Here is a 23,657-nt window from a genome sequence, read left to right on the forward strand (position 1 = left end):
CATCTTTAATTTGGGCTATGAATCAAGGGTAAAATACTTAGTGGCGTTCATTGAGCGACCGTTCTCATCTATCTTTAGCAAGAGTAATGAGCTAACCTAAGGGTGTTACGAAAGCTTGATGACCGACTGAGGCATGATGACGGCGACGAAAGCACCCGAAGAACTCCAGCTAGCCGATACCTTGATTGGCGCTCCCTACGGCCCTGCCGAAGACGATCTGACGACCCTCGTTCGGGTCGCCGTCTATCGCACCGCCCGGCGCCTTCGCTCCGAGGCCCAGGCCGCTGCCGATATCACCCAATCGCAGTTCTGCGTCCTCGCCTCCCTCGACCGCTACGGCGCACTCACACCCGGTGAGCTCGCCGAACAGGAGCGTGTCCAACCACCTTCCATGACCCGCACGGTCGCCGCCCTCGATGAACTTGGCTTCGTCGAGCGCGGGCCGCATCCGTCGGATCGTCGTCAGGTTCTCGTTCATCTCACGCCCGACGGGCGCGAGGTGCTTACGATGGTGCGCCGCCGCCGCACCGCATGGCTCACCGAGGCCCTATCCGAACTTGACCCTGAGCAGCGCAAGGCCGTGCGCGAGACGGCCGAACTGCTGCTGACGATGGTGGAGCGATGAAGAAGATTTTCCATTCCTTATCTTTTGTTAATTACCGGATCTGGTTCTTTGGCGCCCTCGTGGCGAACATCGGCACGTGGATGCAGCGCATCGCCCAGGACTGGCTCGTGCTGCGCATCCTTACCGACAACTCCGGCTTCGCCGTCGGCGTGACGACCGCTCTCCAGTTCGCGCCGCTGCTCGTGCTCACCCCGGTCGCGGGCGTCCTTGCCGACCGTGTCAACCGCCGCAAACTCCTCATGTGGACGCAGGCCGGCATGGGCCTGACCGCCCTCATCCAGGCGATTCTCGTGCTGTCCGGGCACGCCCAGCTTTGGCACATCTACGTCCTGGCCCTGGCGCTCGGCGCGATCGCCGCGATCGACGCGCCCGCCCGCCAGATCTTCGTCGGCGAAATGGTGCCCTCCGCCTCGCTGCCGAATGCCGTTGCACTAAACTCGATGTCGTTTAACGCCGCGCGCCTCGTCGGCCCGGGCGTCTCCGGCATCCTCATCGCGGCCGTCGGCACCGGCTGGGTCTTCCTCATTAACGCGATCTCCTTTGGCGCGACGATCATCGCGCTCGGGATGATGAAGATCAGCGAGCTGCGCGAACTGCCGCGCGCCCCGCGAAGCAAGGGGCAGGTCCGCGACGGCCTGCGCTACGTGCGCCGCCGCACCGACATCCTCGTCATCATGATCGTCGCGGGCGTCGTGTCTGCGCTCGGGCTCAACTTCCAGCTCACGAGCGCCGTCATGGCGACCCAGGTCTTCGACCAGAAGGCGACCGGCTACGGCGTCATCGGCTCGATCATGGCGATCGGCTCGGTCGCCGGTGCGCTTATGGCCGCCCGCCGCCCCCAGCCGCGCGTGCGCCTCGTCATCATGTCCGCGTTCGTCTTCGGTATCGCCGCGGGCATCAACGCCCTCGCGCCGACGTGGGAACTGTACCTCCTGACCTCCATCGCGGTCGGTTTCTGCTCGCTCACGATGATCACCTCGGCGAACACCGCGATCCAGATGTCGACCGAGCCCTCGATGCGCGGCCGCGTCATGTCTCTGTACACGCTCGTCTTCCTCGGCACGACCCCGATCGGCGCGCCGTTCGTCGGCTGGGTCGCCGAGACAATCTCGCCGCGCTGGTCCGTCGGCATCGGTGCCCTCGCCTCGATCCTCGTCGCCGTCGGCGCAGGCATCTGGGCGAAGCAGCACTGGCGCGTGGAGGTCCACTACCAGTGGCACCGCCCCTACGTGGACATCGACGGCCCCGGCGAGCGGGCCGCCCGTCGCGAGGAAAACCTCGTCCCGCACACCGAAGAAATCCAGCAGGATCCCGTCCTGAACGCCGAATGCGTCAAGGGCGAGCAGCGCGTCTAGCGCGCAAGCGCCCAGTCAAGCCATTCGATGAGGGCGGCAACGTCCGCGGCGTCGACCGACGGATAGCAACCGATCCGGATCTGGTTGCGGCCGAGCGAGCGGTAGGGCGCGATATCGACGATTCCCGCCCGCGCCGCGAGCTCGGCACGCACCTCGTCGGCATCGACCTCAAAAAGATCGATCGTCGCGACGACGGGGGAGCGGTGCCGCGGCTCCGCAACAAACGGCGCCGCGCGGTCGTGACCTTCGGCCCATATATATAAGGACTCCGACAGCCCCCGGCAGTGCGCCTCCGCAGCGGCGAGCCCGCCGCGCTCGATCAGGTAGTCGAGCTGGCCCGCGAGCAGCGCGAGCGTCGCGATCGCGGGCGTGTTGTAGGTCTGGTCCTTGCGCGAGTTGTTGAGCGCGGTGGCGAGGTTCAGCATCGGCGGCACCCAGCGCTCGCGCGTGACGCGCTCGATGCGCTCGATCGCTGCGGGGGACAGCGCCGCGAACCACAGGCCGCCATCGGAGCCGAGCGCCTTTTGTGCGGAGAAGTAATAGACGTCGATTCCCGCAAGGTCGACGGAGACCGCGCCCGCGATCGACGTGGCATCGACGACGACGAGTTGATCGGCGTCGTGCTCGCCCACGGGGTCGAGCGGCGAGAGCATGCCCGTCGAGGTCTCGTTGTGGGCGAAGGCGAGGGTATCGGCGTCGTCCGCGCCGTTGACGCCGACCCACTGGCCAGGCTCGGCCCGATGGATGATCGACTCTCCGAGGTGCGGCGCGGCATCGGTGAGCGCGGCGAACTTGCCGCCGAACTCGCCGCACACCGCGTGGGCCGCGCGCTCGCGCACGAGCGAGAACGTCAGCGCCTCCCACATGAGCGAGGCACCCCCGTTGCCGAGCGCGATCTCGTAGCCCTCGGGCACCTTCAGGAGCTCGGCGAGTTGTGTGCGCACCTGGCCCACCAGCTCGATCACGGGCCGGGCGCGATGCGAGGTCCCGAGCGGCGCATGCGCCAATGCGGAAATTTGTTCGGGCCGAATGCGTGTCGGTCCGCTGCCGAATCGGCCGTCTTGAGGCAAGATTGAGGGCACAGGGACAAACGCGGCATCATCCATGTTATGACCATGACACGATTTGTCTCGCCGCGGGACGGAAGGACCACTTCGTGAAAGACCTCATCGATACCACCGAGATGTACCTGAAGACGGTCTACGAGCTCCTAGAAGAAGGAGTTCCGCCCCTGCGCGCCCGCATCGCCGAGCGTCTCGGCCATTCCGGACCGACCGTTTCCCAGACGGTGGCGCGCATGGAGCGCGACGGCCTGCTCGAGGTCGACGACGAGCGCATCATCCGGCTATCCGACGAGGGCTACACCAAGGCCAGCGACGTCATGCGCAAGCACCGCCTGGCCGAACGCCTCCTCATCGACGTCATCGGGCTCGAATGGGAATTCGCGCACGACGAGGCGTGTCGGTGGGAGCACGTGATGAGTGACCGCGTCGAATCGAAGCTCCTTGACGTCCTGAGCGCGAACGACGTCGACCCCTACGGCAACCCCATCCCCGAAGTCGGCGCCCCGCCCGCGATCGCGGGGGACCAAGGTCTCATCCCATTGCTTGAAGTTTCGGGCGAAACGGAGCGGAAAGCGACCGTTGTACGCATCGGTGAACCCCTCCAGGTTGATATCGATCTTTTGACGCGCTTTACCGAAGCCGGGGTCCTCCCAGGTGCTGACATTACGGTCAGTGAGCAGGACGGTTACCACGTAGTGGGTGCCACACGATCGGATGTATTTCTGGAGGTTCCCGATAATATCTCCCGGCACATCTTCATCAAGTTCGCCTGACCCTTGTTGATGGTCTACAAAATTCATCCCTGGGTATGACCCCATACGTGTCGACATGCGTAACCGAAACGTGACATTAGGGGTTGACGGCATTAGTCTCGACACCAGCTTGTGAAACCCTCCTTTGCAAGTTCACCGGCGGCGCCTAATCTCGCCACCGCTCGGTGTCTCGGACCTAACATGTGGCGAGGACGGGGGAACCATCTCCGGTTCCTAACTGAATCTCAGGTAGAACCTTGGGGTTAAGTGTGCAAACACCGGGCACTCCGCCCGCACCCGACAGCTCACCCCGTAGGCATGGAGACAATACGTGACCGTTACTTCGAACAAGGCCCGTTACGGGGCTAAGCGCACCGTCTTCAGCCAAGTTAAAGATCTCACCGGTGCCATGACCTCCGGCAACCCCCGCAAGAGCGCTGTGATTGCCGCTTCCTCCGGTCTCGCCCTCACCATGGTCTCCACGGCCGCTGGTGCTGCCACGGCCCCGACCCCGCAGCTCGCCGCACAGGCGAAGGTCGACACCACCCACATCTCTCAGCAGGCAAAGAGCGCGCTGTCCGCGCCCGTGACCGTCCAGGTGGCCAAGGACGCCGAGTGGAACTCGGGCGCCACCGTTTCGGTCGACGCGAAGAAGGCCCCCAAGCCCGTCGTGCGCCCCGCCGCCCCCGCGGCCTCCGAGCGTGACAACAACCGCGCCACCCGCTCTACGACCCGCACCGCTCCGGCGGCCGCTGCTAAGAAGGAAACCGCTGAGGCCCCCGTCCAGTCGGCTCCCGCCAGCGGCATCGGCGCGCAGGTCGTCGCCATCGCTCTCCGCTACGTCGGCACCCCGTACGTGCACGGCGGCAGCGCCCCCGGCGCCTTCGACTGCTCCGGCTTCACCTCCTACGTGTACGCGCAGGTTGGCATCAAGCTGCCCCGCTCCTCGAGCGCACAGCGCCACGCTGGCCGCGTCGTCTCGGCTTCCGAGGCTCGCCCCGGCGACCTCGTCTGGTGGCCCGGCCACGTCGGCATCTACCTCGGCAACGGCCAGCACATCGCCGCCCGCAACCCGGGCACCCCGCTGAAGGTCAGCCCGATCTACCGTGGTGGCGCGACCTTCATCCGCGTTACCGGCTAAGACCTCCCTCGAGTGTGCGATGGGTCCCGTGAAGTCCGATCCGGGATCCATCGCGGCCTATCCAGCAGCGTGATGCTGCGCCCCTAAAAAGTAAAACGGCTCCGCTTCGGCGGGGCCGTTTTCTTCTTGCCCAAAAATGTGTCGAGGGCCATGCGCTGAAAGCAAAAACGGGGCAAAATAGAAAGGGAAGCCACTCGCTGCGGAGTGGCGAGTACATAAGGAAGGTCACGCCATGACTCACGAACCAGTGGTGCTAGTTGGGGTAGACGGTTCACCCGCTGCTCTCGGCGCCGTCGATTGGGCAGTGGCGCACGCGAAGCGTCTCGGGTGGCGACTGCACATCGTCTGCGCTTACGCGCTGCCCTCATTCCCGGCCACCTCGATCGACGGCGGCTATGCGGCACTCGATGACACCCAGATCCATAACGGCGCCCAGCAGGTGCTGCACGAGGCCGTGCAGCGCGCGGGCGACGGGCTCGAGGTCACCTCGGCCCTAGAAAACGGCGACCCCACCGCCGTCCTCGTCGAACTGTCCAAGCAGGCCGGCCTCGTCGTCATCGGATCCCACAAGGGCTCCGGTTTCACCGATCGACTCCTCGGCGCCGTCTCCTCGGCGCTGCCCGCCCACTCGCACTGCCCGACGATCGTCGTCCCGCTGCGCGAGGAGGGCAAGGAGCCACTCATCCCGATCCGTCGCATCGTCGTCGGTGTCGACGGCTCCGAATCCGCGAAGGGTGCGCTGCACCAAGCCGTGCGCGAAGCGTCCCTGTGGGAAGCGGAGATCACCGCGATCGCCGCGGTCGCCATCGCTTCGGCGGCCGGCACCCTCGCCTGGATGCCCGCCACCGTCGACCGCGACCGGATCCTCGCCGACGTGCGCGAAGGCCTCGACGTCGCGATCGAAGGCGCGACGGCCGGCTTCCCGGAAGTGCGCGTGCGCCGCCACGCCCTCGATGGCAACGCTGCCGCGTTGCTCGCCGAGTTCTCCACGGCCGTCGACCTCGTCGTCGTCGGCACCCGCGGACGCGGCGGCTTCGCCGGCCTCATGCTCGGCTCGACCTCCCAGGCGCTGCTGCAGCACTCGGTCTGCCCCGTCATGGTCGTGCCGTCCAAGTTCGACGCCGAAGAGCGCTCGCCCACCGAACTCTGGCAACACCGCTAACGCGGAGAAAAACGCCGCGGTCGGGAGAAGGGGATTCCCTCTCCCGCCCGCGGCGCTTTGTGTCTGACTTAGACGATGCCGATCTCGGCGGCCTGCTCGTTCAGGACCGACTCCAGGATGTCCATCGCGTAGTTCAGGTCCTCTTCACTGATGGTCAGCGGGGGAGCGAGGCGGATGGTCGAGCCGTGCGTGTCCTTGCACAGCATGCCGCGCTCGGCGAGGCGCTCACACAGCTGGCGGCCCGTCAGTCCCAGGCGCGGCTCGACATCGATGCCGGCCCATAGGCCGCGATGCCGTACCTCGGCCAGGTGGCCGTCTTCCTGGATCTTGTCGAGGCGCTCACCGAGGATCTCGCCCAGACGCTTCGCGCGCTCCTGGACCTCACCCTCCTTGAGGATCTTGATGACGGCGCGGCCGACCGCGCATGCCAGCGGGTTGCCGCCGAACGTCGAGCCGTGCGTGCCCGGCGTCAGGACGGACAGGACATCGCGGCGACCGACAACGGCCGAGACCGGCAGCACACCGCCGCCGAGGGCCTTGCCGAGCGTCGTGAGGTCCGCGCGGATGCCGTACAGATCCTGAGCGAGGGTATCGCCCGTGCGGCCGAGGCCGGACTGGATCTCGTCGAGGATCATGAGCACGTCGTTCTCCGTGCACAGCTCGCGCAGGTCGGGCAGGAAGTTCTCCGGGGGCATGACGACGCCGGACTCACCCTGGATCGGTTCGAAGAGCGCCGCGACGGTGTTCTCATCGATCGCTTCCTTGACTGCCTCGATGTCGCCGTAGGGGACGACACGGAAGCCCGGGGTGTAGGGGCCGTAGCCGTTCTTGGCGTCGGCATCCGTGGAGAAGGACACGATCGTCGTGGTGCGACCGTGGAAGGAGTTCTCGGCCACGACAATGTTGGCCTGCTCTGGAGCGACGCCCTTGACCTCATAGCCCCACTTACGGGCGGCCTTGATAGCGGACTCCACGGCTTCCGCGCCGGTGTTCATCGGGAGCATCATCTCGGTGCCCGTGAGCTCCGTCAGCTCCTTCGCGAACGGCAGCATCTGGTCGTGGTCGAAGGCCCGCGAAACCAAGGTGAGCTTGTGCAGCTGGTCGACGACCGCCTGGTTCAGTTCCGGGTTGTTGTGCCCGAAGTTCAGGGCCGAGTAGCCGGCCAAGCAGTCAAGGTACTTCTTGCCGTCGACGTCCGTCACCCAGCAGTTGTCACCGGAAACGAGGGTGACCTCGAGGGGACGGTAGTTGGGAGCCAGCACAGCCGTGCGGTCGAGGGTAGATTGCAGCATTTAACCTCCTGTTAAGTAAATGTGAAGTGGGACACACCTCCGCTTCATCATAGCTGCGGATACCAGGAAAGGTAACCCCTGGCAACCGGGTGATTTGTTAGAAAGGTCCGCTGAGCGGCAAAAGCCCAGAAGCTGGTAGTCTGGCACGGTGCAAGACCTGCAATAGTTTGCCTTGCCCTCGTAGCTCAGTGGATAGAGCACCGCTCTCCTAAAGCGGGTGTCGGACGTTCGAATCGTCTCGGGGGCACCGGTAGTGGATATTTCACATTCGATTTGCCAGTACCCAAATCTCTGGTGCATAATCGTTCACAGATGCCGCGTGACGCCTGCCCCCCTGCGTGTCGCGCGGCATCCTTCTTTTTGCCCCGGCCTCGGTGTCGCACCCCCAGTTTCAGCCCGCTTTCAACTAGCGTGGAAGAATGACCCCGCCTCGGATTTTTGGTCGCCGCCGCGCCAGCGCGAGCGAACGCGACCGCGCCCCGGAACCCTCCGCGCCGCGGGCCGCCAAGGCGCCCGCACGAGCGACTCGCGCCCACAAGAGGGATGCTCAGTCGTCCCCGGCGTCCCGGGTGACGAGCCCCGCGATCGCGCGCGAGACCGAGTTCCTCGTCCGCCGTGCACTGTCCACGTGGCAATCCCGCACTGATGACCTCGCGGGCCTGTCGGTGCTGACCGATATCGACGAACTCGGCGCGACCATCCTCGACCTCACCAACGCCCATCCGTCCGGCATCGCGCAGCTGTACGCCGCACGCCCGACGCGCCTGACCAACCTCCTGCGAGAGGGGAGCGCCTACTCACGTGGCCGCCGCTCCGCGAAGGCCGTCGTCGAGCGCGCCGACGAGCTTGAAGCCCAGCACGGCCAGGCCCCCATCTACCTCGCGATCGGCGTTGCCTCCTGGTCGGAGGTCGTCGACATGCCCGTCTCGCCCGCTGCGGCCCCGCAGCCGAAGGACGACTCGCGTTTCGCGCCCGCTGGCACCCTGCGTGCGGACGAGGCCGGCCTGCCGCGGCCGGTACCCGCGCGGCCCACGCCATCCCCGTCGGGCGCTCCGACCGAAAAGCGCCTGCGGGAATTCACGGCCCCGATCCTGCTGCGGCCCGTGCGTATCGAGGTCGACCCGCACCCGGACGGCGATATCACGCTGTGCCTCGAGCCCGGCATCGAACTCAACCCGGCCCTGGAAAACTCGCTGCGCTCCGCGGGCGCCGAGATCAAACTCGGCGACCTCGCACGCCTTGTCGTGACCGAGCACGGCTTCACGCCGCGCGCGGCGCTCGCGATGGTCGTCGAACTCGCCCAGCGCTACCTCGCGGGCTTCCACTACGACGAGCGCATCCTCGTCGCTCCGTTCGTGAACCCGGGCCAGCTGCTGTCCTCCGACCTACACGCGCTGTCCTCCGACCTCGTGCGCCGGCCGCTCGTGGCCGCGCTCGCCGGTGACCCGGCGGCCCGCACGCGACTCGCGTCGCCGCTGTCGAAGCCGATCCTCACCGACCGCGACCCCGATGCCGAACGCGGCGTCGGCGACCTCTCTCCGACGCAGCAGGTCATCGTCGAAACCAGCGCCTCCGGCCGCTCCTTCATGGTCGGCACCGTGCCCGGCTCCAACGAATCCGAGGTCATCGCCGCGATCCTCGCCGACGCTGCCGCCTCCGGCCGCTCCGTCGCCCTCGTCTCCGGTAACGCCCGCTGCGCCCGTGCGGACATCGCCGCGATGAACCGACTCGGCCTATCCGACCTCGTCCTCGACCTCACCGGCCCGCGCTGGCGCGCCGACGCGCTCGAACGGCTGCGCTCGGGCTTCGTCGAATACAACGACGACCTCGACGACGCCGCGATTATCGCCAACCGGCAGCGGCTCGTCACGACGCGCGAGACCCTCGGCAACTACGTCGACGCACTCCACCTCGAGCGCGAGCCGTGGGGCGTCTCCGCGCATCACGCGCTGCAAGAACTCGCGCGCCTCACCGCTGGTCGCCCCGGCGCCCGCACGCGGGTCCGCCTGTCGGGCGCAACGCTCGAGGCCCTGACCGAAGAGCGCCGCGAGGCCCTCATCGCCGACCTCGAAGAGGCCGCCGATCTCGGCACGTTCACGCTGCGTCGCCACGAGACCGCCTGGTACGGCGCGAACCTCACCGAGGCATCGCAGGCCGATCACGCTCTGAAGGTCGCCGAACGCCTCGCCATCCGGCTGCTGCCGGAGCTCATGGACCGCGCGGAATCCATCACGACGGACACGGGCCTTATGAAGATGGAGACCGTCGCCGACCTGCGTGAACAGCTCGACATGCTCCAGGGCGTTCGCAGCGCGCTCGACGTGTTCCTGCCCCAAATCTTCGAGACGTCCGCCGCGCAGATGGTCATCGCAACGGCCTCGCGCCAGTGGCGCGATGAGCACGACGTGGCCATGAAGGGCTCGACGCGTCGCCGCCTGCGCAAGCAGGCCGCCGACCTTGTGCGTCCCGGCCGTCAGGTCGATGACCTGCACGCCGAACTCGTCCACGTCCAAAAACAGGCAATCATCTGGCGCCGCCACTGCCCGGCCGGCGGTTGGCCGCGACTGCCCCAAGGCATGGCCGCCACCGAGCAACTCGTCGACGAGGTCGCCGCCGAACTCGCGATCCTTGAGCCGATCCTCGGCTCGGACCTGCAAAACACGAAGCTCGACGAACTCCTCAACCGTATGCATGCGCTGTCGACCGACGTCGACGGGCTCGGCACGCTGCCCGAGCGCACCCGCGTCATCGGTCGCATCCGCGACGCCGGCGCGGAGCCGCTGCTCGAGGACTTCATGGAGCGCCGCATCGACAAGGAGATGGTACGTCCCGAGGCCGAACTGTGCTGGTGGGCCTCGATCCTCGAAACGATCCTGCGTTCCGACCGCCTCCTCGCCGGCTACAACGGCGCCGAACTGACGCAGCTGGCCGACGACTTCCGCGAGTTTGACCGCGCCCAGGTCGAGTCGCTGCCCGGGCCCGTCCGCCGAGCGATCGGCCGCCGACTGCTTCGCGAGGTCGGCAAGGACAAGGAACTCGCCCGCGACCTGTACCGCGAGCTGTCCTCCTCCCACCCGGACAACCTGCGATCGCTCGTCGGCCGCTACCGCGACCTCATCCAGGCGCTGCGCCCCATCTGGGTGTTCACTCCCGTCCAGATCTCGCAGATCCTCGAGCCCGACGCGATGCTCGACATCGTCGTCATCGACGGCATCCAGCACACGCCCACCGCGCACCTCGTCGGCGTCCTCGCCCGCGCCCGCCAGGTCGTCGTCATCGGCGACCCTCGCCGACGCAGCGAATCCGCGATCGCGGACCTCGCGACGATCCTGCCGCACCGGGACCTGCCGACGAACCGCTCCGACCGCGAAGAGCACGTCGCCGCGTTCCTCGCCTCGCACGGCTACGACGGCCTCGTCGACTCCATCCCGGCGCCGCCCTCGCGCTCGACGATGCGCATCGACTACGTCGAAGGCTTCGGCATGCCCGCGCCCGGCGCGGATGCGATCGAATCCGTGCAGGCCGAGGTCGACCGCGTCGTCGATCTCGTCATCGAGCACGCGCTGACGAAACCGGACGAGTCCCTCGCCGTCATTGCGCTGAACGAGCGGCACGCCGAACGCGTCTCCGCCGCGATCACGCGCATCGTCGCGGACTCCCCGGCGATCCAGGACTTCTTCGATACCGACGTCCTCGAGCCCTTCGTCGTCACCGATATCTCGGGCGCGCAGGGCCTGCAGCGCGATAGTGTCATCCTGTCGGTCGGCTACGGCAAGACCCCGCACGGCCGCGTCCTGCACCGCCTCGGCCAGATCTCTGGCCCCGACGGGCTCTCGCTGCTCATCGACGCCCTCGACGCGGTCCGCCACGAACTCGTCGTCGTCTCCTGCTTCGCCGCCCGCGACCTCGATCGCGACCGCCTGCGCAGCGCCGGCGGCGAACTCCTATACGACCTCCTCGCGCACATCGACTCCGAGAACGTCACCTCGCCGTCGGTCGCGGGCGAACTCGAGGACACCGCACCCGACCGCCTGCTCGTCGACCTCGCCGACCGCCTCTGGCGCCTCGGTCTGACCGTCGTCCCGCGCTACGGCGTGCCCGGCGGCGTACGCATCCCACTCGCCATCGGCCACCCGCACCTGCCCGGCGAACTCCTCCTCGCCGTCGTCACGGACGACGAAGCCTACGTCCGCGAGCCGTCGGTGCGCGTGCGCGAACGCCACCGCATCGAGCGCCTGCGCGAACGCGGCTGGACCGTCTACCAGGCCTTCTCCACGTCCGTCTTCATGGACCCGCAAGCCGAGGCCGAACGTATCGTCGAACGCGTCGTCGACGTCCTGCGCTCGCGCGGCGACGAGGACCCCGACGCGCCGGTGGCGCCTGCTGACGAGGTCGAGCCGGGCGAAGAGCAGAGCGCCGACGAGGTCGAAACTGAGGACGAGGCAGCCGAGGAGACCGGGGCCGACGCTCCCGCGGAGCCGGTCGAGCCGAAGGAACGCGGCCCCCACCCGGGCATCGTGCCGGGCCTGCCGCTGTCCGCGTACTCGGATGACCAGCTCGACGACATGGTCGCCTGGATCGACTCCGACGGCCTGCCGCGCAGCGACGAGGAGTTCCTCGCCGAGCTGCGCGAGGAGATGGAAATCGAGCGCCGCGGCGCCCAGATCGACGCCGTCCTCCTCGCCGCCATTCGCCGCCGGAGCTGACGTGCGCAAAAAGAAGCCGCGCCGCGTCACCGTCCTGTCGGAGGTCGACAAGCGCGAGCGCGAGGCGAACAAGGACGCCCCCGTGCAGCGCTCGCACTCGTCCGTCCTACCGACAGCGTCCGAGAGCGAGTCCGCCGGCGCCTGGCACGATGGCGACGACTCCAACGACGCGCGCCTGCTCGAGAACCTGCCGCCCCACTGGGGGCGTCAGTAGTCCGGTTACCGCTATAGGTATCCGAGCTGCGAGAGAATCCATCCGCCGATGTAGCAGGAGTAAACCACCATCAGTGGCGAACAGAAGACGAGGGGGCGGAAGACCCTCCTATCGATGGCTTTCGTGAGGATCATCAATATCCATTGTGTGATGACGGATTCAGCGATCAGCGGAGGCGGTCTGCGGTTAATCGCATGACTCATCTGTTGTGGTAACCGAAGCTTGTCGTTGCCTGCGCATGAAAGACAGAGTCCGAGGAGGGAAGCGGGCACCAAGGACTGGGGGTCCGGGGTCACCAGCAAGTACTTCGCAACGGTCGAGATATCGATTTGGTCCGCCGAGTCCAGTAGCGAGACAACGGCGCTCAGTTTGCCTTCGATGTGGGGTGCAATGATCTCCAGGCCAATCACCTTCAATACTCCTGACTTGGAAGCGAGCGTCTGGTAGGACACCAGAGCGACAGTCGTGAGGAGCGAAACTCCAATCACGAAAAGAGCGGACGCCAGAAGCGCCATCAGGAACTGTTTTGAGGTAATTGGCGAGCCGAACACGACTACGCGCGTGAGCAGTGGGAGCGCCAGTTCGTAGGACCAAAGTCGCGTGATGACTCGAAGAAGCCGATGCCTGGAGGGAGCCGTGTTTCTGCTATCGGGTGCATGATGCGGGCTCTGGTCGTCTTCATAGCCTGCCGCTTCCTGGGCCTCGCGAGATCCGTCTGGGTCAGAAGCAAAGGGATCGGAGAACAACTCGTGTGCGTTCTCAGCCATCGTGATGAGAATCGGAGCGATTCTGCGCTCGCTGACGTTCTCTCACCGAGCTGCACTAATGACCGCGATTTGTCCTTCGACAATACAAAGCGCAGTTCGTGCATTCTCGTTGCTTGTGGTTGGGTGTGGCGTTGACACGTTGACTCCGTGAGGGTCGGAGCCCCTTTCAGTAGGGGCCTTCACCTTCTATACGGGCAGAGCATTTTGGTTCATGGACAGCTAGGTCTGGTTGCTGAGGTAATCCAAGAATTCAAAGTGCGGGAGAGCAAGTGAAGAGCACATGCAAAAGCCGCCCGGAAATAATTTTTCCGGGCGGCTCTTGGTTGACGGTGCTACATGGGCGGCTGCTGCTTGGCGAGCAGGTCGCGGATCTCTTCGAGGAGGCGGACGTCGTCCGCGGGGGCCTCGGGCTCTTCGTTCTTGGCCTTGCGCATGGCGGCCATCTTGTTCATCGGAACAACGATGAGGAAGTAGATCGCGAGCGCGACGAGGAGGAAGTAGATGATGGCGTTGATGACGAGGCCGAACGAGATCGTGGCCGGGCCGAGCTTGACGGCCCAAGCGGAGGCGAAGTTGACGTCACCGAACAGACCGCCGATGAGCGGGTTGATGATGCCCTCGACGAGAGCTTCGACGACTTTTCCGAAGGCGGCGCCGATAACGATACCGACGGCCATTTCCATCGCGTTACCGCGGGAAATGAATTCCTTGAATCCCTGCAACATGAATGTGCTCCTGACATGGGCGCGGCGGGTACCGCGGTTGGTTACGGTCAGCGGCTCGGCAAGACCGCACGGAGCGGTCCGGTCGATAGCGCCTCAAGTAAAACTCTAGTCTCCGAGGCTTGAATCGCGACCAAGACATCGGTGATGTCGTCAACTTTCGATTCAAACAGACCTGAATCCTTGTGACTGAACACCGCGAGCACGCGGGCGGCGGATCCGACCCGGGCAACTTCGTCATCGGTGGAGGCATATAACCAGACCTCTTGGCCAACCTTCGCAACCGAGAGGGAGCCTCGATCGGCGAACGTCACCGGGACGACGACTTCGCCGGGAGCGAGGGAATAGCCAAGGTTGGGGCCTGCGACCATGGACTCCGTAAGAACGGTTCCAGGGCTCAGGCCAATGATCGCGGAATTGCCGACAATGTCCGTCAGTTCGGTCGCCGCATTGGCCGGGAGGACAGCGGACGGGACCGCGGTAAGCGCCACGTCGGACTCTGACACGTTCTCGCCGGAGTTGATGTCACGGGTAACCACGACGACCGTTCGCTGGTCCGGTTGGGGAGCAAACTGGCCGACGGTCCACCACACACCCGCGAGCGCGACGAGTGCCGTGAGGACGTGTCGAACGCGGTACAGCGCGATCCGTACCCGGCGGATCGGGGATGTAGCCGTCGAGCGGGGACGGGCAGAGCGGGGGAGTGCAGCCATAGCCCGAGGTTAGGGAAACGAGAGCAGCGCGAAGCGCCGAGAATCCTCGGTTGGGAAATGGAGGGCAGTAAATCGTGCCGGTGGATAGCGGCGGCTAGCGGCTGGTCTTCTTGCTCGAGGACGTGGACGAGGAGGTCGTGCCACGCGAGTCAGTGCGGTAGAAGCCGGAGCCCTTGAACATCACGGCGCTGGGCTGGAACAGCTTGCGCAAGCGGCCACCGCAGCCCTCACAGATCTTGAGCGAGTCTTCGCTGAAGGATTGGTGGATCTCGAATTCGTCCGCGCAGTTGGTGCAGCGGTAAGCGTATGTCGGCATCTCGTCCTCGCATCCTCCAGTTTTTGGCACTCGACCTTTCTGAGTGCTAATACTATGCCCTTAGAGTCCAAACGCCATAACGGCGGCGACCGGTTTAGCGGATTCTCGGTAGGCTCAAGGGGTGATGAGCTCTAGAGTTGCGAAACGAGTAGGAATCTACACCGCCATTGTGCTGGTGCTCCTCCTTGTGATCACGGCCGGTGTCGGCTTGTACACCATTCGGCGCCCGCTGCCGACCATGGACGGCACAATCCGACTGTCGGAGTTTTCCTCGACCGTCACGATCGAACGCGACGCCCGCGGAATCCCTACGATCACCGCCGAAACCGATGCCGATCTCATGCGCGCCCAGGGGTATGTGCACGCCCAGGATCGCTTCTTTGAAATGGACTACCGTCGCCACGTCACGAGCGGCCGCATGGCCGAGCTCGTCGGTAACGTCCCGGCCGCGATCGAGGCTGACAAGGTTATTCGCACTCTCGGTTGGCGCAAGGTCGCCGAAGAAGAATGGTCGCTCATCAGCCAGGAATCTCGTGACCTGCTCACTGCCTATACCGAAGGCGTGAACGCCTATCTGAAGTCGCGCGAAGCCAGCGAACTCGGCGTCGAATACACGATCCTCGGCCTGCAGGCCCAGACCCCGGAGATCGAGCGCTGGCATCCCGTCGACTCCCTCGCGTGGCTGAAGGCCATGGCGTGGGACCTGAAGAACAATTTCGAAGACGAACTCAACCGCGCGAAGGCCTATCAGAGCCTCGGCGATGCCGACCGCGTCGAGCAGCTCTACCCGCCCTATCCCATCGACAAGCACGCCCCGATCGTCGCGGGCCCGAACGCTCCGAAGGATCCCATCGTCCCGCTGCCCAACGGCGAGCAGAAGGACTCGGCAATGGGGAACTTCGCCGACACGCAAGTCCTCGCGGCGCTCGCGAGTGCACGAAAGGCCGTGCAAGCTATCCCACAGCAGATCGCCGGGGGAGAGGGCACCGGCTCGAATTCCTTCGTCATCTCCGGTAAGCACACCGACACCGGCAAACCGATTCTCGCCAACGACCCGCACCTCGGTGTTTCCCAGCCGAGCGTCTGGCACCAGGTCGCGTTGAAGTGCAAGGCGAAGAACGATAACTGCACGTTCGACGTCTCCGGCTTCTCTTTCGCCGGTATGCCGGGCATCGTCATCGGCCATAACGACAAACTCTCGTGGGGCCTGACCAACACTGGCGCCGACGTCACCGACTTCTTCCTCGAGCGCCTCACCGACGACGGCGAGGGGTACTTGCGCGGCGGCGACACCGAAAAGCTCGAGACCCGCACCGAGACCATCAAGGTCGCGGGCGAAGAGGAGGGCATCCCGCTCGAGATCCGCTCGACCCTGCACGGCCCGATCGTCTCCGACGTGCTCGGCGGCCTGCCCGAAGTCTCGACGCTGCCCGTGCCAGCCGGCTCGCCGTCTGCGGGCAGCGGCTACGCCGTGTCGCTCGCCTGGACCGCGCTGCAGCCCGGCCGCACGATGGACGCCGTGTTCGCGATCGGCCGCGCGAAAACCGAAGCCGAAGTCCACGCCGCCGCGGCGACGTTCGAGGTCCCGGCCCAAAACATCGTGTGGGCGACCACCGACGGCGACTACGGCTACGTCATGCCCGGAAAGATCCCCGTGCGCGGCGCCGTCTCGGACGCCGTCATCCCCGCCGACGGCGCGTGGCCGCGCCCCGGCTGGGACCCCGCCTACGACTGGCTCGACTACCTCAGCGGCGATCAGCTGCCACGCGTGACCAACCCCGAGGAGGGCTTCATCGTCACCGCGAACCAGCCGATCCTCGCGCCCGGCCAGCGCCCGTTCCTCGGTAAGGACTTCGACTACGGATACCGCTCCCAACAGCTGCGCGGCCGCATCTCCGCCGACATCGCCGCGGGCACGCCGATCACGACGGAGATGGCGCAGCAATACATGCTCGATAACTCCAACCCGTTCGCGAAGGGCCTCATGCCCGCGATCCTGCGGCTCGACATCACCGACCCCTTCATCACCGAAGCGATCGATCTGCTGCGCGAGTGGGAAAAGGACGGCTACGCCCAGGACGCCGACTCGCCCGGCGCGGCATACTTCTCGGCTGTGTGGGCGCACCTCGTGTCCCGCACGTTTGACGACGACCTGCCCGACACGCTGAGCCTCGGCAACAACTCCAAGACGCTCGCGATCATGATCAACCTCATGGACGACCCGCAGTCGGTGTGGTGGGACGACCGCACGACTGTTAACGTGCGCGAGACGCGTGACGAGATCCTCACCCAGGCCCTGACGAAGGCCCGCTATGAGCTGACGAACGTCCAGGGCAAGGACTCCAACCGCTGGAACTGGGGCAGCCTGCACAAGTTCCACCCGCAGCATGCGCTGCTCGGTGGCGAGGGTGTCCCCGCGCCCGTGCGCTGGCTCGTGAACCCCGCTCCGGTCGAGGTCTCGGGTGGCTCGTCGATCGTGAATGCGACGGGCTGGAAGATCGTTGCCGGCCAGCGCGAGCGCTTCGACTACCAGGTGACGTCCGGGCCCTCGATGCGCATGGTCGCCGACATGTCGAACCTCGATAACTCCACCTGGGTGAACCTCACCGGCAACTCCGGCCACCCGGCCTCGCCGCACTACACCGACCAGATCGATGCTTGGGCATCCGGTGAGTACTACCCGTGGCCGTTTAGCCCCGACGCGGTCACGAAGGCCGCGACGAATACCTTAAAAATCGAGCCGAAGTCCTAGCGGCTGTAGGCCGGCTGCGCGAGCTCCTTCGCGACGCGGTTCATGGGGCTGCCCTCGAGCAGGAACCACTCGCTCGGGGTGATGACGGCCTTGATCGGGATATCGAACTCTTCGCGGGGCAGGAGCTCGCCGCGGATGAGCTCCTCGTCAAAGACGCACGTGAACGTGGGGACGTCCTCGTCGACCAGGGCGAGCATGCGGTCATACCAGCCGCCGCCCTGCCCGAGCCGTGTGCCAAGCCCGTCGATCGCGAGGCCGGGCGTGATGATGACTTCGGCGTCGCGGATGGCGTCCGCGGGCAGGATCGGGCCGCTCGGCTCCGGCGGGCGGCCGGGCGCGCGACGCTGCAGATCGTCCTCGCCGCGGTAGTAGGCCCAGGCGCGGGCAAGGCCCGGGCCGAGGACCGGCAGCAGGATGCGCACCCCGTGGCCGGACAGGGCACCGAGGAGCTGGGAGGTATCGGGTTCGCCGGGCTCGGAGACGTAGGCGGCGACGGTGCGCGCGTCGGCGACAGCCTCGAGGCCGTGCTGCGCAAACATGTGGGCTTCGGCTTGTTCGTCCCGGGGGGAACGGCTAGCTCGGGCGGCTCGTAAGGAGGTCCGACAAAGCCTCTTTGCTTCGTCTAGTTCCAAGCCTGCAACGTCGGGTAATACACTCGGGCCGGTCATACTTCCATGGTCCCATCAGGCTCGGACACTCTCCACTGGTTCCGCCCTTAGGGGAACGAGGCGGCAGCAAAAGGGATAATCTGGGGACATGACTGATGTCTCCCGTACCCGCGCTGTCAAGGCCGTCATCCCGGTTGCTGGACTCGGAACGCGACTACTTCCCGCATCAAAGGCGATCCCGAAGGAAATGATCACCGTCGTCGACCGGCCCGCCATCCAATACGTGGTCGAAGAGGCCGCGAGCGCTGGCCTCGCCGACGTCCTCCTCATTACCAACCGTGGCAAGGATGCAATCGCCGACCACTTCGACGACGCGCCCGACCTCGTCGCGATGCTGCGCCGCGACGGCAAGGATGCGCTCGCGGATTCCGTCGAACACTCGGCGGGCCTCGGCCATATCCACGAGGTGCGCCAGGGTGAGGCCAAGGGCCTCGGTCACGCCGTTGCGCAGGCGCGCGACCACGTCGGCGATCAGCCGTTCGCCGTCCTGCTCGGCGACGATTTCGTCGACCCGCGCGATGAACTGCTGTCCACGATGCTCGACGTGCAGGCGAAGGTCGGCGGCTCCGTCATCGCGCTGCTCGAGGTCGAGCCCGAGCAGATCAGCCTGTACGGCGCTGCGGTCATCGAGCCGGCGCCCGAGGCCGAGCGCGGCGATGACGTCGTGCGCGTGACCTCGACCGTCGAAAAGCCTGCTGTCGAGGATGCGCCCTCGAACCTCGCGATCATCGGCCGCTACGTCCTGTCGCCCGCCGTCTTCGACGTCCTTGATCGGACCACACCTGGCAAGGGCGGCGAGATCCAGTTGACCGACGCGCTCGAAGAACTCGCGACGATGGATGCGGCGGACGGCGGCGGCGTCTACGGCGTCGTCTTTCGCGGCCGCCGCTACGACACCGGCGCGAAACTCGACTACCTCAAGGCGATCGTGCAGATCGGCGCCGACCGCGACGACCTCGGCGAGGACTTCGTGAGCTGGCTGCGCGAATTCGTCGAGAGCTACGAGGCGCCCACCACCCGCATCACTTCCGGCTTCTAAGGAGCGGCCATGCGCACCGTCGCCGAACACGTTCAGGCCTGCCTGCAGGCCGTCGGCATCGTGCCCGACCTCGACGTCGTCCTGCCCGACGCCATGGGCTGCGTCCTCGCCGAGGACGTCACCGCCGGCCAGGACCACCCCTTCGTCGACGCGGCGCTCCTCGATGGCTACGCCGTCGCGAGCAGCGATATCGCGAGCGCGACCCCGTCCACGCCCGTGACGCTGCCCGTCGTCGCGGACATCCACACCGGCGAGCTCGACCGCTCCCACCTCGTCGCCGGCACCGCCGCCCGCATCGCCTCCGGAGCGCCCGTGCCCATCGGGGCCGACGCCGTCGTCCCGGCCGAGTTCACCGATCTCGGCGAAGCAAACGTCGCCGTGAAATCGGCGTGCGCGGCAGGCGAGAACGTGCGCAAACAGGCCGAGGACATGGCCGAAGGCGACGTCGTCCTCAAGGCCGGCACGCGCATCGGCGCGCCCCAGATCGCGCTGCTCGCCGCGGTCGGCCGCGGCCGCGTGCGCGTCCACCCGAAGCCACGCGTCGTCATCATATCGATCGGCGACGAACTCCTCGAGCCCGGTAGGGAACGCACCCCCGGCCAGGTCTTCGACGCGAACTCCCATGCGCTGGCCTGCGCCGCCCAGGACGCAGGCGCGATGACCTACCGCGTGCCCGCCGTCAGCGACGAGCGCGCGACGCTGCGCCAGACGATCACCGACCAGCTCGTGAGAAGCGACCTCATCATCACGACGGGCGGCCTGTCCTACGGCAAGGACGACACCATCAAGGACGTCCTATCCCCGCTCGGCAAGGTGCGCTTCGACCAGGTCGCGATGTGGCCCGGCCGCCAGTTCGGCGTCGGCGCGTTGGGGGAGGAGCCCTACCAGGTCCCAATCTTCTGCCTGCCCGGCGACCCGGTCGCCGTCCAGGTCGCGTTCGAAGCCTTCGTGCGCCCCGCGATCCGCGCGATGTCCGGATACCAGCGCGTCTACCGCCGCACCGTGCGCGCGAAGGCGTCGACGAGCTTCTACTCCGTCGCGGGCAAACGCGAGTTCGTCCGCGTCAAGGTCACGGGCCAGCCGGGCGCCTACCAGGCCGAAATTCTCGGCAATCCCGCCTCGCTGCTCATCTCCGAGCTCGCCAAGGCCAACGCCTACGCCGTCGTCCCCGAATCCACGACGGACGTGCACGCCGGCGACGACCTCACCTGCATGCTCGTCGACGGCTAACCCATGCACGTCTGGCCCACGGTCCTCACCCACGAGGACCTCACGCTGCGGCCCGTGCGCGCCCGCGACGAGCGCGCGTGGGCGCGCGTGCGCGGCGAGAACCGCTACTGGCTCGAACCCTGGGACGTCGCCGACCCGTACGGCGCCCGCTCCCACTCCTTCCGCTCGTGGGCGCGCCACTTCCGCCGCCAGGGCCGCGCGGGCAACGCCCTGCCGTTTGTCCTCGAAATCGGCGAGGATCCGTTCGCTGGCCAGGTCATGGCCAGCCCCATCACCTACGGAGCCGCCCGCACCGCCGTCATCGGCTACTGGATCTCGCGAGACTATGCCGGTCGGGGCTACATGCCGCGCGCTGTCGCCCTCACCTGCGACTACCTGTTCGACGAGCTTGGCATCAACCGGATCGAGATCAACGTACGCCCGGAGAACCACCCCTCGTTGCGCGTCGTCGAGAAGCTGGGCTTTCCCGAGGAGGGCATCGCGCGCGGCCTGCTGTATATCGACGGTGAGTTCCGCGACCACCGCCGCTTCGCCATGCTGAGCCCCGACCGACCACCTGGCGGACTCATTTCGTTGTTTACCTCCTGATTACTTGACACGCCGCCGCCGCTCGCGCCTCGCAGGCGCGCACGCCTTTATGTTGGATTTGTGGGAATGTCATTGTCATCAGCGGTCTTCGCGTTCGCGGTGGCAATCGTCCTGCTCTACCTGATCCCCCAGGCGGTTCACCGCCGGGCGGTGCTGGCGGAGTCCACGGCAGACGACCGGTTCTCCCCGCGCATGCGGATGCTCCCGGTCGACGCCGACGCCCCCGTCACGCTCGCCCGGTCCGTGCGCGGCCCGGTTCTCGATCCGGTGTCCGCCAAGAAACGCCTGGAGGCTCGCGACATGTTACGCCCCACCGCCCCGGTCGCCGCCCGCATGACGGCCCGCGACATTTCGGCTGCGCGCGCGAAGCACGCGGCCCGGATTGCTGAGCGCGCCGCCGCAGTGCGCCGCCGCCAGATCCTCGCCGCCACCCTGCTCGGCCTGTCCGTTCTGCTGTGGGTCGTCGGCTTCGCGACGTCGATCTCCTGGGCGTGGGCGCTCATCCCGACGGCCCTGCTCGCCGCTGTGCTGGAGGCCGGCCGCCGCGTCGCCGCCTCCTACCGCCGCGCCGACCTCGCCTCCCGCAAGTCCATCGCCATGCTCGAGCGGCGCCTGCGCCAGATGCAGCTGCGCGACAACGTCGCCGAGCCCATCCCGAACACCTCGCCCGCCGACGATGTCGAGGTACCGACAGCGCCGAAGCACGCCGCCGCACCCGAGATCGAGCAGGAATCCGTACCCGAGCCCGAGATCGACGAAACCAGCGCGCCCATGGTCGTCGCCGAGGAGGTCCCCGAGGCCGTCGTCGCCGACGTCTCCTGGGACCCGGTCGTCCTGCCCGCGCCTAGCTACACGCTGAAAGCCACCGCGCCACGCGCGGCCATCACGCCCGACGAGGACATCCTGCCGAGCGGAGAAAAGCTCACCCGCACGCCCATGCGCCCCACCCGCCCCAGCATGCTGAACGCCGGCGAAGCCGAGGCGGAAGTCGCCCCGCCCGCACCGGCGATCGATATTGATTCGGCGCTCGCGCGCCGCCGCGTCGCGGGCGAGTAGCTAGCGCCCGAACAACCGAGAAAAGAACCCGCCCTGCGCGGGTTCTTTTTCGTGCCCTTCGCACTGCTGGGACTTCGGAACGTTGGCCATCACCTGATCGACGTGCTGGCCGCAGCCCGCCCACGTCGTCTTGCCACACTTCTTGCACGTCACCGCTCGGCACATCGTTGCTCTCCTTGGGGTAGGGGTACGCCAGCGAGTATACCCATGGGGGTATTAGAGTGCTAGCGCAGTGCTACAGCGTGAGCCGTTACACGAATCCCGGTTTTGGCAGGTCGTCCATCCAGCGTTAATATGGAGGTCCCGGGGCTATGGCGCAGTTGGTAGCGCGTCTCGTTCGCAATGAGAAGGTCAGGGGTTCGAATCCCCTTAGCTCCACCAAATTTTAAAAGACCTCAAGTTTAATCTTGGGGTCTTTTTGCTTTATGGGACTCCGGCGATTAATCAAGCGGGCATACGCGTCACCCGTGTCGCGCGTTCGCGAGCAGCATCCGAAGATGCGCCCGCAAGACGGCTCGCATGCGGTCGACGCTCAGAGCGCCGTGCGGGGTTACGGTGTCCAGAGTCAGCCCGCCAATCACGGCGGCGAAATACCGGCATCGTCCGGGAGGCCTCCGCCGCAGCGGAGAGTAGATCGTGATGCCCGTCAAAGTAGTGGCGCACCGAGCCGATGTTCAGGCCGGACTCATCGGCCACTTTCCGCAATCGCAGCTTCGCGTGCTCATCGTCCCAGCGGCGGCGCAGCTCATCCAGCCGCTCGAACCGGCGCTCCCGCGCACGGTGGTAAGTATCGAACCCGCCCGAATGCGTCCACGCGGTGTTGCCGGCCGCGCCGAGCTCCAGTGTCACGATCGAGGTCGCCGTCCGGGACAGCAGTTCACGGTCGTGGCTCACGAAGAGCACTCCCTTGCCCGTCGCGCACAACTGCTCTTCTAACCAGCGCTTGCCCGGCACGTCCAGGGAGTTATCCGGCTCATGCAACTGCAGCAGATCATCCGGTCCGCGCAGCAGCGCCTCCAGGGCGAGCCGCTTCTGTTCCCCACCTGACAACGTCGACAACGACCGGTCGCGACACCGTTCGAACGGCACCCCGATAGCGGCGACCGTACAGACATCTCGATCGAGTCGCTGAACGCCGAGCTGCGAAAAGCCACCCGCAACCGCGGCCAGTTCCCGAACGACACCGCGGCGCTGAAAACGCTGTGGCTGATGATTTGCAACATCGAAGACAAACGCGCTGCCCAGCGGGCGTCGGCAGCACCTATACGCCTGCTTCGTGAACTTCTTCATTGCCCACCAATTCTTCCTGATCCGTCTGGATCGATCAGGCAGACACTCAAATCACCCGGTCCTAAAACCCCGCCCACTCCATAGAAGCGGTGCGCACTCGCCGGCGTGAACTGAACTTGCTTCAGGAAGGACTCGCAGACCTGGCGCAGAGCACTTGCCGGGCCATCGAGGCTGGTAAGAAGACAGCGCAAGTGGGTACGGCCGC

At 66.3% G+C, this 23,657-nt stretch carries 20 protein-coding genes, 2 tRNA genes, 1 pseudogene and 1 riboswitch; of the genes and pseudogenes, 15 read left to right on the forward strand and 8 right to left on the reverse strand.

Going from position 1 to position 23,657, the window contains the following annotated elements:
• The first annotated feature begins 136 nt into the window (after positions 1–136).
• Both BSZ39_RS02375 and BSZ39_RS02380 read left to right on the forward strand, forming a co-directional pair.
• Positions 137–625, forward strand: a complete 489-nt coding sequence (locus BSZ39_RS02375) for a MarR family winged helix-turn-helix transcriptional regulator (protein ID WP_083602882.1) — start codon at positions 137–139, stop codon at positions 623–625.
• Positions 622–1,980 carry an MFS transporter gene (locus tag BSZ39_RS02380; protein WP_073715796.1) on the forward strand — a complete coding sequence of 453 codons (1,359 nt, stop codon included), beginning with the start codon at positions 622–624 and terminating at the stop codon, positions 1,978–1,980. The genes BSZ39_RS02375 and BSZ39_RS02380 overlap by 4 nt, the downstream gene beginning before the upstream one ends.
• Here BSZ39_RS02380 and BSZ39_RS02385 read toward each other — a convergent pair.
• Positions 1,977–3,086 (reverse strand): phosphoserine transaminase, encoded by a 1,110-nt coding sequence (locus tag BSZ39_RS02385; RefSeq protein ID WP_073715797.1) that lies wholly within the window; start codon positions 3,084–3,086, stop codon positions 1,977–1,979. The two genes, BSZ39_RS02380 and BSZ39_RS02385, sit on opposite strands and share 4 nt — an antisense overlap.
• A 50-nt stretch (positions 3,087–3,136) precedes the next feature.
• Between BSZ39_RS02385 and BSZ39_RS02390 the strand changes: the two genes are divergently transcribed.
• The 3 genes from BSZ39_RS02390 (at position 3,137) to BSZ39_RS02400 (ending at position 6,099) form a co-directional block, all read left to right on the forward strand.
• A complete protein-coding gene (locus BSZ39_RS02390; RefSeq protein ID WP_073715798.1) occupies positions 3,137–3,817 on the forward strand; it encodes a metal-dependent transcriptional regulator in 681 nt (226 codons plus the stop codon).
• Between the two features lie 162 nt (positions 3,818–3,979).
• Positions 3,980–4,129: riboswitch (cyclic di-AMP (ydaO/yuaA leader) on the forward strand.
• On the forward strand, positions 4,128–4,937 hold the full coding sequence (locus BSZ39_RS02395; RefSeq protein ID WP_073715799.1) for a C40 family peptidase: 810 nt from the start codon (positions 4,128–4,130) through the stop codon (positions 4,935–4,937). (Overlaps the previous riboswitch by 2 nt.)
• A gap of 232 nt (positions 4,938–5,169) precedes the next feature.
• On the forward strand, positions 5,170–6,099 hold the full coding sequence (locus BSZ39_RS02400; protein WP_073715800.1) for a universal stress protein: 930 nt from the start codon (positions 5,170–5,172) through the stop codon (positions 6,097–6,099).
• A gap of 68 nt (positions 6,100–6,167) precedes the next feature.
• Here BSZ39_RS02400 and rocD read toward each other — a convergent pair whose 3' ends face one another.
• Positions 6,168–7,391, reverse strand: a complete 1,224-nt coding sequence (rocD, locus tag BSZ39_RS02405) for an ornithine--oxo-acid transaminase (protein WP_073715801.1) — start codon at positions 7,389–7,391, stop codon at positions 6,168–6,170.
• A 174-nt stretch (positions 7,392–7,565) separates the two neighbouring features.
• Between rocD and BSZ39_RS02410 the strand changes: the two genes are divergently transcribed.
• The 3 genes from BSZ39_RS02410 to BSZ39_RS02420 all read left to right on the forward strand — a co-directional run bounded on the left by BSZ39_RS02410 (position 7,566) and on the right by BSZ39_RS02420 (position 12,311).
• Positions 7,566–7,638 (forward strand) — tRNA-Arg (locus BSZ39_RS02410).
• A 172-nt stretch (positions 7,639–7,810) separates the two neighbouring features.
• Positions 7,811–12,097, forward strand: coding sequence for a hypothetical protein (locus tag BSZ39_RS02415; protein ID WP_073715802.1), 4,287 nt, complete (start codon positions 7,811–7,813; stop codon positions 12,095–12,097).
• A gap of 1 nt (position 12,098) precedes the next feature.
• On the forward strand, positions 12,099–12,311 hold the full coding sequence (locus BSZ39_RS02420; protein ID WP_073715803.1) for a hypothetical protein: 213 nt from the start codon (positions 12,099–12,101) through the stop codon (positions 12,309–12,311).
• Between the two features lie 11 nt (positions 12,312–12,322).
• On the opposite strand, the gene BSZ39_RS02425 is transcribed toward BSZ39_RS02420, so the two are convergent.
• The 4 genes from BSZ39_RS02425 to BSZ39_RS02440 all read right to left on the reverse strand — a co-directional run bounded on the left by BSZ39_RS02425 (position 12,323) and on the right by BSZ39_RS02440 (position 14,829).
• A complete protein-coding gene (locus BSZ39_RS02425; RefSeq protein WP_073715804.1) occupies positions 12,323–13,078 on the reverse strand; it encodes a hypothetical protein in 756 nt (251 codons plus the stop codon).
• A 332-nt stretch (positions 13,079–13,410) separates the two neighbouring features.
• On the reverse strand, positions 13,411–13,803 hold the full coding sequence (gene mscL / locus BSZ39_RS02430; RefSeq protein WP_073715805.1) for a large conductance mechanosensitive channel protein MscL: 393 nt from the start codon (positions 13,801–13,803) through the stop codon (positions 13,411–13,413).
• A 47-nt stretch (positions 13,804–13,850) separates the two neighbouring features.
• A complete protein-coding gene (locus BSZ39_RS02435) occupies positions 13,851–14,513 on the reverse strand; it encodes an SAF domain-containing protein (RefSeq protein WP_073715806.1) in 663 nt (220 codons plus the stop codon).
• Positions 14,514–14,607: 94 nt separating this feature from the next.
• On the reverse strand, positions 14,608–14,829 hold the full coding sequence (locus BSZ39_RS02440) for an FmdB family zinc ribbon protein (protein ID WP_073715807.1): 222 nt from the start codon (positions 14,827–14,829) through the stop codon (positions 14,608–14,610).
• 169 nt (positions 14,830–14,998) lie between these two features.
• Between BSZ39_RS02440 and BSZ39_RS02445 the strand changes: the two genes are divergently transcribed.
• Positions 14,999–17,581 (forward strand): penicillin acylase family protein, encoded by a 2,583-nt coding sequence (locus tag BSZ39_RS02445; protein WP_222842846.1) that lies wholly within the window; start codon positions 14,999–15,001, stop codon positions 17,579–17,581.
• On the opposite strand, the gene BSZ39_RS02450 is transcribed toward BSZ39_RS02445, so the two are convergent.
• Positions 17,578–18,249 (reverse strand): 5-formyltetrahydrofolate cyclo-ligase, encoded by a 672-nt coding sequence (locus BSZ39_RS02450; RefSeq protein ID WP_073715808.1) that lies wholly within the window; start codon positions 18,247–18,249, stop codon positions 17,578–17,580. The two genes, BSZ39_RS02445 and BSZ39_RS02450, sit on opposite strands and share 4 nt — an antisense overlap.
• Before the next feature lie 88 nt (positions 18,250–18,337).
• Here BSZ39_RS02450 and BSZ39_RS02455 point away from each other — a divergent pair, with 88 nt between their 5' ends.
• From BSZ39_RS02455 to BSZ39_RS02470, 4 genes are all read left to right on the forward strand, one after another.
• A complete protein-coding gene (locus BSZ39_RS02455; RefSeq protein ID WP_073715809.1) occupies positions 18,338–19,288 on the forward strand; it encodes a UTP--glucose-1-phosphate uridylyltransferase in 951 nt (316 codons plus the stop codon).
• Positions 19,289–19,297: 9 nt separating this feature from the next.
• The gene (locus BSZ39_RS02460; protein ID WP_073715810.1) at positions 19,298–20,518 is read left to right on the forward strand and encodes a molybdopterin molybdotransferase MoeA; all 1,221 of its coding nucleotides are present in this window, start codon (positions 19,298–19,300) and stop codon (positions 20,516–20,518) included.
• A gap of 3 nt (positions 20,519–20,521) precedes the next feature.
• Complete coding sequence (locus BSZ39_RS02465) at positions 20,522–21,106, forward strand: GNAT family N-acetyltransferase (RefSeq protein WP_073715811.1); 585 nt, start codon at positions 20,522–20,524, stop codon at positions 21,104–21,106.
• A 66-nt stretch (positions 21,107–21,172) separates the two neighbouring features.
• A complete protein-coding gene (locus tag BSZ39_RS02470; protein WP_073715812.1) occupies positions 21,173–22,162 on the forward strand; it encodes a hypothetical protein in 990 nt (329 codons plus the stop codon).
• Here the strand turns inward: BSZ39_RS02470 and BSZ39_RS13360 are convergent, their stop codons facing one another.
• Positions 22,163–22,327, reverse strand: coding sequence for a hypothetical protein (locus tag BSZ39_RS13360; protein ID WP_143180333.1), 165 nt, complete (start codon positions 22,325–22,327; stop codon positions 22,163–22,165).
• 140 nt (positions 22,328–22,467) lie between these two features.
• On the opposite strand from BSZ39_RS13360, the gene BSZ39_RS02475 reads away from it, so the two are divergent.
• A tRNA-Ala gene (locus BSZ39_RS02475) sits at positions 22,468–22,543 on the forward strand.
• A gap of 726 nt (positions 22,544–23,269) precedes the next feature.
• A pseudogene (locus BSZ39_RS14965) lies at positions 23,270–23,413 on the forward strand (transposase); the annotation flags it as partial.
• Positions 23,414–23,657: the final 244 nt, after the last annotated feature.

Source organism: Bowdeniella nasicola, from assembly GCF_001907295.1.
Lineage (GTDB): Bacteria > Actinomycetota > Actinomycetes > Actinomycetales > Actinomycetaceae > Bowdeniella > Bowdeniella nasicola.